The organism is Legionella cherrii (assembly GCF_900635815.1).
GTDB classification, from domain to species: domain Bacteria; phylum Pseudomonadota; class Gammaproteobacteria; order Legionellales; family Legionellaceae; genus Legionella; species Legionella cherrii.
The window spans coordinates 1,977,904-1,986,788 of sequence record NZ_LR134173.1 but is presented as its reverse complement, the minus strand read 5'-3'; the positions used below and the strand labels follow the sequence as shown (position 1 = coordinate 1,986,788).

Genomic DNA, 8,885 nt, shown 5'->3' with positions numbered 1-8,885 from the left:
GAGAATAAATAAGCGGTTGCCTTTACTGAAAGCATATTATCCAAATAAAGGGCTAAAATCAAATGACAAAATTAATAACACTCAGTTAGTCATAATCAAGATTCTTTAATAGTCTTTGAATTGATATCAGAATAATTACTTTAAGCAGAACGATGCGCAGACAATGAATTTGATGAATAAATTTAGGTTGCTCACGACAACTGAGTGCTTATTAACCACACAGGGATCAAACTCCATCCTAGTGAGAATAAGGGACAAAAATAGATTTTCGAAGAAGATGAACCAAGCGAGAATAAATGATGATGATTTGTTAAAATCGACTGACCAAGAGATTAACGCTTTGATTTATCGCTTGCCATAGCATAATGGGTTGAAGTCGAGTCATATTATTCTTTTATTATTAGCAATTCAAATAATGATGCGCTGCTAAAAATTCACAGTAGGATTTATTACCCTCCAGCAAAAGGATTATTCGCAATTACTTGGGGTTGTACTGTCATCGAAACAACATATTCTGCTTCTAATTGGATATGATATTCTAACCCAGCATGCAATAAGACAAGATTATTTTGGGCATCTTCACACATTAATTCTCTTAGTTCTTGATTATGGACTATGGCGACAGCTCTCTCTCGGGCAAAATCTAATGGTGATTTGATAAAAAAAACATTTGCATCTATCCCGATACCGTCACCATATTCTTGATTAAACACTTCTTCTCTAGCCATAAAGAAATTTAAAGGAATAAAAATGGGTTTTCCCTTAAAGTCATAAAGTTGCCGATCATCCGCTCGCATACAATAATAAGGAATTGAAGCAGATGCCGCTTCTTTTAATAACTCTTGGTCATGATTATTCTCGTCAGAGTAAATAACAGCCTTAGGTAAAGGCATTACGGGCAAATATCTTGATATCTTATCTTCACATTTTTCTTCCTTATCCCCTTTATCTTCTTTTTGTGATTGAATCTTATCATACTGACTTAAATCATCTTGATATGTCTGTAAACCTTCTTTTAACTTCTTGTCAGCATATTCTTTAAATAAGTCATAAGAAAAGTTTTGGCTACAATATTGAATATTTTGTCGTCCAAAATCTTGGGTGGCAAAAGGAAGCATCCGAATACACATTTCCCTTACTTTTTCTTGATCAAACCATTTTAAAAAATCCTTATCTTCCGTGATAACATTTAAACCGTGACGATAACCAGCCATAAAAGACTCTTGATCAACGACAAAGGAAGTTAATTGTTGTGTATCGGCATCATAATAATATGCACGATTTTTTGCCGTAAACTCTCTTGCTCCTTCAATTTTATTATTGATATCACTATGATAATAATAGGTCTCACAATTCATTGAAAATGGTGAGATTGCTCCTGTTAATGGTCCTTGTAGTGGCTGAAAAAGAAAAGAACATCCCGAAAATGTTGGCGTTACAAGCGGATTAAAAATGCATTCTGCATCAATAATGGTGGGTTTTTTTCGAGAAATAATCAAATTTTCATGATGAAAATCAGAACCAGAAACTGATTGAATTAATAGAGTAGTCATTCCCATGATGTATGAAAATTGTTGTGCCTCTTTTTCTGTTCTCAAAATACAAGAAGAACTCTCATCCAGAGCAGCTAAAGATAATGCTTCGCTAAACTTAGTCCGCCCTACTTTTGTGGCCATATCATAGTCCAGGTGCGATTGTGAAGGTAAAAATTCAATGTAACCATAGTGCTGTGTAACAGATTCAGAAGCTGGATCGTCAATTCTTGGCAGTATTAAATAAGTTGGAATAGGCTCCAGGGCTCGCCTATTAAATATTTCGGCCAAACTCTCATGTCCTTCATAGCTTGCATCTAAGTCTTTTAACTTTTTCAGATCACCGACGAGCATGGCATCTGCTTGGACAGAAGTTGGTTTATAAACAATTTTAAGTTCTTTTTCGTCCTTATCTCTAAACGTCAAAAAATAAACTTGTTGGCCTTGCTTATGCATATCGCTACCGCTTGGCGTAATACCAACCAGTTTTGGCTCTTTCATATGACTTAAAAATCCTTTTTCCAGCACTGGGAAATCATGTTCAATACGTTGAAGCATTTTCTCGATATTTCGTATTGCATCTTGCTGAATTTGACGAAGCGATTGTTCCATTTGAGGATAATGAGTAAAGTACTCAGCAAAATCATGGCGCTGAGCATAATATTTTTTAAGTTCCTCTTTTAAAAAAGAATCAAAATATACATCTTCCTCGCGTTCAGTCATTGGCTTTTTTTCCGTCCGACGATTTAATGCGATTTCTCTCATTAGTTTGTTTATAGTTCTATAATCAGCATCTACAGGGATTCCGTATTCCTGTTCACGATATTGTTTTAAGTCATATTCAATAAACGATACTATTTGTTGATCCATCACCCCCGCCAAATGTTCAAGGATGAGACTTAAAGACTTTTTATCTATATTAAATATTTTTGACTGAGGCTCAAAAAATTGCAGGGTATATGTCTTTAAAGTTTTTTCATCTTTAACAAAATAGTTTTCGAGTTGTTGAACTAAATCTCTTAACAATACAGCATATGCACTAACGTGCCTCGCATCCGGTGAAAAAGCCTCTATTTCATCTAGTTTTTTAGATTCAAATAGAATTCTGGCCCTCATAACGACCTCGATTTAAACATACTTATTATATTATAGACATACAACTCATAAGTTTGAGACCCTCTAAACCCTTATTGACCTTGATTGACGCAGAGTTTTTTATTGAAAACTCGCTTCACTTATAAGCGCCTTCTTTATGGGGTTCATAAAAGTTGGGAGAATGAGTCAAAGAATTACGCAGTTGCCTTGGGAGGTTGTATTTTTTAATTAATTCATTGACTACTGGTTGTAACTCGAGCACCGCAGTTAGGTATTTGTCGGTACTTTCTGTTGTCGCATAAATATCTTCATGCGTGTCTTTTGGAAATACATAGCGATGGAAAAATTCAATAAGCGAGTTTAAATGCACTAACAATCCTTTTGCCCTTGTTGATTTAGATCGTCTTTGTCGTTCAGGGGATACCTATTCAATAATTAATAATGAGCTCAGCCAAAATGCTGTAGCCCGCTAAGTGATTCTCTTCTGTATTTGCCAACCATATCGGTACACAGGAGCTTACAAATACGATTGGCGACAGAGTGGATGATTTATGAGGTCAAGTAAATTCCATCGCTTACCACATCGACTTCAATCGGCTTGGGAAGCGCGTTGGATCGGGGTTGCTTGGTGTTTCATTGTGAACGGGTTGCCCTACTCTTTCCTTCTGAATTGCTGCAAACAATCCCTGGCCTCTGGATGCAGTAAGTTTTGTAGATTTGGGGTGTTGATTTTCCTTTCCTATAACCTCTTTCTCAGTGCCTTTTTCCTTCTCGTTACCTTGTTCAGAGGTAGTTGATACGGTTGTTTTTACTTGAACTGGATTATTTTGTTCAAATTTCGGGAAAAATAGCTCTTTCTTACGATGGCGATTAATTTTTTCAGAAACAAAAATTCGTTCTATTACTTGCTTTTTAAATGTATACGCTTCTTGAAGATATTGCATATCATCGGTCCTAAAGTCCCATTTTGGCACTGTATAACCCACATTATACCAAAATGGCATAAACGCCCCAAAGGGGATGCCTCCATGACGCCTTACATCAAAAGAAAACGCAGGTTTAAGCTTATGGGTCTCAAAATCAATGACCTCAACCGTTGAAAAAACGAAGTCCTTTGCTAGAGGTGGGAAACAAGTAATAAACAAGTCACCCAATTTTACTTTCCTTCTTCCATTGCGTTCAAAGATGGCAAAATCTTCTTCTTCATATAAATATTGGTCTAATTCGTCCGACTTTATTTTTTGCAACGCTCCGATATCAAAAATATGACCATCAAACACCTCACTTGCATATTTCTTTCCTTGATTCGTTTGCTGCTTTTCCCTGTGATAACCTGCTAAAATTGGTGGTTTATAAGAAGATAGAAAACCTATAGATGGACATGTAAAATAAAGCATATACGACATTTCAGGACTAATACCTAGTGCTTCGGCAATCTTGAGACTATTGTCCAATTCAGGGTATTTATCTATACAACCCACCAACAACCGGTACTCGTCGCTATAGGCGTCCTCATTAATTTCTCTTGGAGTTTGATTCTTTGCAAATGCCCCTGCTGCGCCTTTATCAGTTACATTAAGAAGAGCAAAAATACGTTCGAGAATCTCCTTCGCCTCTTGTTTCAATGGATGCTCTGGAATGTCCTGTCTAGGTTCTGTGGCGGTCATTTTTTCTTTTAATTCCTGGCAAGCATTTTGGAAAGGAAATATACCTACAATCAGCTCGTCTGGCTTAATCGCTGCTATAGCAACATCTAACAAGGCTATTTTTTCTTTGATGCTGTGTTCAGTAGATGATTCAAGCTGCTGCGCAATTTCCACTAACATCTGTTCTTGTAATTTACGCTTGCTTCCAGAAGAGTGTTTTGCAATGCTTTGTGCAAATTGAGCTAATGCAGCATATAATTCTTCCGGGCTATTTAGGGCGCCCAAAGCCAATAATTGAGCGCCACGAATATGGGCCCATTCAAAATCAACCCCTTCTAAATTCATTGCAGACAGATCAACTCCATTAAAATTCGCTCTGCTTAACTGCGCACCGCGTAGGTCCGTATTGGTAAAATCTGCACCGCTCAATAAAGCCTTATTCAGATCCGCCCCAGTCAGACAAGCCCCTCTAAAATTGACTCCGCGAAGATCGGCATATTTAAATCGTATGCCACTTAGGTTGAGATAAGAAAAATCCTGACCTGAAAATTTAAAACCACTAAAATTGGCTCCAGCCAACACATTAACAAATTGATGAGGATGATGCGGTTTCAAGCGAGCCAATAAATTAGTTAGATCATCCTTAGAATCACTAATATACTGATAAATATGTAATACTTCATATTTTGCATCAATTGCACGGATTTCTTCTGATACAGTAGTAATCAGTTCCAAATGGTTCCTGGTGGCTTCATCTAACGAAAGTTTGTGCATTGCCTCTTTTAAGTGAGCGGGTAAGACATTGCAATCGCGAGTAAGCGTATAGCAAATAGCCTCCTCGGCAGTGAGTGCCTCATTTGCCAGGACTTTGCGCTTTAGCTCTTGATAACGCTGAGTTCGCTGATAAAAGGCGGTAAACTGATGCCCTGTAATTCCATCCGCATGGCTTAAGTAATCAATGATAAAATGAGGTCGGGTTATCATTTCGAGTGTGGCATCAACTACCGCGGTTTTGGATTTCGCCATCCGTCGGGCGTTAAGCAAATCCTGTGGCGGTAAGTGACTGAGAATATGCATCATCATTTCATCAGGAAGCGCAAACAATGGATTATCCTGATTGATGTCTTCAACGCCTTCTGCTGCGTCAAGTGCAGTACTCGGTGTGGCCGCAACGGCTGAATCCGTCAGTTCATCAACATCATGCAATTGCTCTCCAGATAACTGAAGCAGAATGTGTTGCAAGTGCTCCTGAAGCAGTCTCACTTCGACGATAATACTCTGATCATGATAACGTCGCTCTTCATCTTGGTCATTAATATGTGACGTCACCTCATTTAAATGCTCCTGCAGCACAGGAAGACATTTAAAAAACTGCGCTAACTCATGTTCCAATGAATCGCCCAAACCACTGGATTTGCCGGTGGCAAGTAATCGTTCTTGCAGGGCGTGATTGAGTAGTCTTAGATCGGATTCAATACCATCCCATTTTTTGATTAACTCATTGAGTACTGGTTGTAACTCGAGCACCGCAGTTACATATTTGTCAGTACCTTCCCTAGTCGCATAAATATCTTCATGCGAGTCTTTTGGAAATATATAGCGATGGAAGAGTTCATTAAGCGAGTTTAAATGCTCTAACAATCCTTTTGCCTCTTCCTTTACTTTTTGCTCCGTAAATTGGCGCGCGCGTTCTGCTCTTATCAGCTCCATTTGCCCTTGTTGATTCTGATCGTATTTGTCCTTCATGGGATACCTATTCAAAAATTAATAATGAGCTCAGCCAAAATGCTGTAGCCCGCTAAGTGATTCGAGATAAAAAATTGCTGATAATCGGGGAGCCCTGGAAATCTGGTTCAATTCGCTGTAGGTATTTTTGATTATGCTTAAGAAAGGTGATGAAAAAGTTTGATCAAAACTTAAAGCAATACACATACTGCTTTTATCTTTGGTTTTTATTATTGGATTGTTTTGAGCACACTGATAACTTAAAAAATCTATCTCAACATAATTCCAGCCTATTGATCTAAGATTGCCTAAGTTGTATCAGTCCTCCGCTCATGCAGGAATTAAACTATTTGATTGTAATCCGCATGAATAGCTCATAAATTGGACTCAATTATAATGTTCAATTCTTAAGGAAACATTAAATAAATCAGTCGATGGAGCATTGTTAATTTTAATAAGTGTTATCCTCATGGCGTTTTTTGGTTTTGTCTCGATTATGCACTCAGGCTACACGCTCGTGCAGGAAATGATCTAAGGCTCAGTTTCATTAAAATCCAAATCATCTCATCTAAATTAGCCCCTGATAAGGGGGCATTATTCTTGCTGCCGTTTGTAAAGACAGCAGCGACTGGTTGCACCCATCAATTCAATTAGTGATTCATTGTCGCTAAGGTTGGCGCATCCAATAAGGACTCTTGCATTTCATTGACAGCAACTCCTTTACGTTGAGAAGAACAGGGTCGAAAAAATCGACCATATTGCTGCATTTTCATTTCAACGTTATTTGGGGCTACCCAACAAAGTATAGCCGTCAGTAAACTGACAGCTAAAGTGATCTTGGGATCGCGACTTATTAGAAACGCAAAAAAACCACTGAGCATCCCTAGTACGACACATACAGAATCACGAGTTTTCGTGGCGAATTGAACCGAATCAGGGTTTGTGCTCATTCTTTTGTGATCAACAGAAGATAAGTTAGATGGCTGATGCGTTTGCGGTTGACCGATTAGATAAGTAATGTTGATGGGCATTAACGGACTCGATATTTTTTTTATATCCCAATCAAAATTATTATTTTTTAATTTAGAAATTATCATCCTTAAGTCTCTCTCAGAGTAAGTACGTAAATTGGAGACCAATCCGTCCCAAAAATAAATCATTGGCACTACAGGAATGACATAGGTCCAAAAAAATCTGGATAAAGAAAAGGGTTTAATGAAGGGAGTAGCTAGTAATAGATGCAGGGTACCCGGAAACATCAAAAATACTCTCAGCCAATTTCGTTCGGTAAACTCTAGAGCGGCGATCGGTTGATTATTATCTACAGCATTTTGCAAAATCGCCTGTACTTGCTTCGGCTTGAAATGGTGCAAGGATGCAAATAAAGTTCTTAACCCTTTTAAGTCTTGAGGAAGATCTGTTGCATCGACCGATTTTATTAAATAATTTACCTCACTTGACTCATTATTCACTAATTGTGCTTTAGTTTGATGAGGAAATTTATCCGTTAGAACTAAATGTATAGGATAACCTTTATTCATTAAGTACTCCCTTAGCAACAAGGCAGGCACCCCACTTCCTGTACACATATCAATAATGGTTGAGCAATTTTGTTTCTCTATGACTTCCTCGATAATAGGATAAGTACGATTATAAATGCCCATCTTGGCGATAAAGCCTAAATAATCTCTCATCATATCGTGAAAAATATCAGGGATAGCGAGGTCACCAAATTCGAATAAATGAAGTCGGGGAATGAAGATGAAATTTACTAATTTTTTCTCAACTTTGCTTAACATATATTTTTCTCTTTTTGTTGGTATTAGAGAAAAAATACACGACCTAAACAGAGAGCAAACAGGGGGATTATCCCCCTATTTAATTTTAACTTGGGATTCAAAGACTTTTTCTACTAATCGAGCAAGTGAATGACAGTTTAGTTTTTCTCGAACAGTTTCAAGATAATGTTCAACAGTACGAGGAGAAAGCATTAACACCTTAGCGATTTGTTTAATTGACATTCCTTTGCATAAATAAAAAAGACATTCTTTTTGCCGTTTTGTTAGCTGAGAAGTATGAATTGAATGACTCAATAAGTCCACGGAACAGTCTTCTTGATTAAACTCGATGGCAATGCCGATAACTCCCGTTACTTCATGGGTTGAGACAGAACGTAAAGGGAGCTTATAACTCATAGCTTTACCTATTTCACCATTAAGCAATTTACCCGTTTCAATAGTCATTCTGGGTTTTTCATTTTTGATAACCTGTAAATCATTTAATCGAAAACTTGGCGCAGAATCAGACCAACACAAATCAAAATCAGTGCGTCCCAATATTTTTTGGGTATTATCAAAACCTAGACGCGCAGCAAATGCATCATTACATCCGATATAAGCACCTGTTTTATTTTTACAGAACAAAAGGATAGTGAAATTGGTTAACTCATCATGTTTCCTTTCATAAAGTTGTTCTGGATCAATGAGAGTCATAAATTGTTGCAACAGCATTAACATGAATTCTACTTCCTTATAGCTAAAATTTGACGTCAGTTACACATAGTTGTAACTCTGTGTACCAATATCATGTAATCATAATAACTCACAATAACTATAAACACGGAAATGCCTATTTTTAAAAAAAATATGTAACTGGATGCCTCTTAAAGAAATTTTTGTTGTGTAAAAAACGTTCCGATTACAAAACTCAGGATAATTGCAATTCTTTCAACTCACTGATTTCATAAATAGAATCCTCTTTTAGCGAAAAGATTCATATTAAAACCAGTAAGTTTTTCTTTAATTATTCATTTTTGTTGTTTGAAAATTTGTACTCTTCAGAGATAATTCCTTATCTATAACTGACGTTAATATAAGGAATCACAGCT

At 37.1% G+C, this 8,885-nt stretch carries 5 protein-coding genes; all 5 read right to left on the bottom strand.

Annotation, left to right across the window (positions count from 1 at the left end):
• Positions 1-449: 449 nt before the first annotated feature.
• The 5 genes from EL022_RS08485 to EL022_RS08465 all read right to left on the bottom strand — a co-directional run bounded on the left by EL022_RS08485 (position 450) and on the right by EL022_RS08465 (position 8,514).
• Complete coding sequence (locus EL022_RS08485; RefSeq protein ID WP_162151248.1) at positions 450-2,558, bottom strand: DUF4135 domain-containing protein; 2,109 nt, start codon at positions 2,556-2,558, stop codon at positions 450-452.
• 205 nt (positions 2,559-2,763) lie between these two features.
• The gene (locus tag EL022_RS08480; RefSeq protein ID WP_028382097.1) at positions 2,764-2,997 is read right to left on the bottom strand and encodes a hypothetical protein; all 234 of its coding nucleotides are present in this window, start codon (positions 2,995-2,997) and stop codon (positions 2,764-2,766) included.
• Between the two features lie 205 nt (positions 2,998-3,202).
• Positions 3,203-6,019, bottom strand: a complete 2,817-nt coding sequence (locus tag EL022_RS08475) for a pentapeptide repeat-containing protein (RefSeq protein ID WP_051544502.1) — start codon at positions 6,017-6,019, stop codon at positions 3,203-3,205.
• 629 nt (positions 6,020-6,648) lie between these two features.
• On the bottom strand, positions 6,649-7,797 hold the full coding sequence (locus EL022_RS08470) for a hypothetical protein (protein WP_028382098.1): 1,149 nt from the start codon (positions 7,795-7,797) through the stop codon (positions 6,649-6,651).
• Positions 7,798-7,872: 75 nt separating this feature from the next.
• Positions 7,873-8,514: a helix-turn-helix domain-containing protein gene (locus tag EL022_RS08465; protein WP_028382099.1), complete on the bottom strand. Its 642-nt coding sequence runs from the start codon at positions 8,512-8,514 to the stop codon at positions 7,873-7,875.
• Positions 8,515-8,885: the final 371 nt, after the last annotated feature.

Coding starts and splice junctions, on each gene's coding strand:
- EL022_RS08475 (WP_051544502.1), bottom strand. CDS start 6,019: ATGAAGGACAAATACGATCAGAATCAACAAGGGCAAATGGAGCTGATA.
- EL022_RS08470 (WP_028382098.1), bottom strand. CDS start 7,797: ATGTTAAGCAAAGTTGAGAAAAAATTAGTAAATTTCATCTTCATTCCC.
- EL022_RS08465 (WP_028382099.1), bottom strand. CDS start 8,514: ATGTTAATGCTGTTGCAACAATTTATGACTCTCATTGATCCAGAACAA.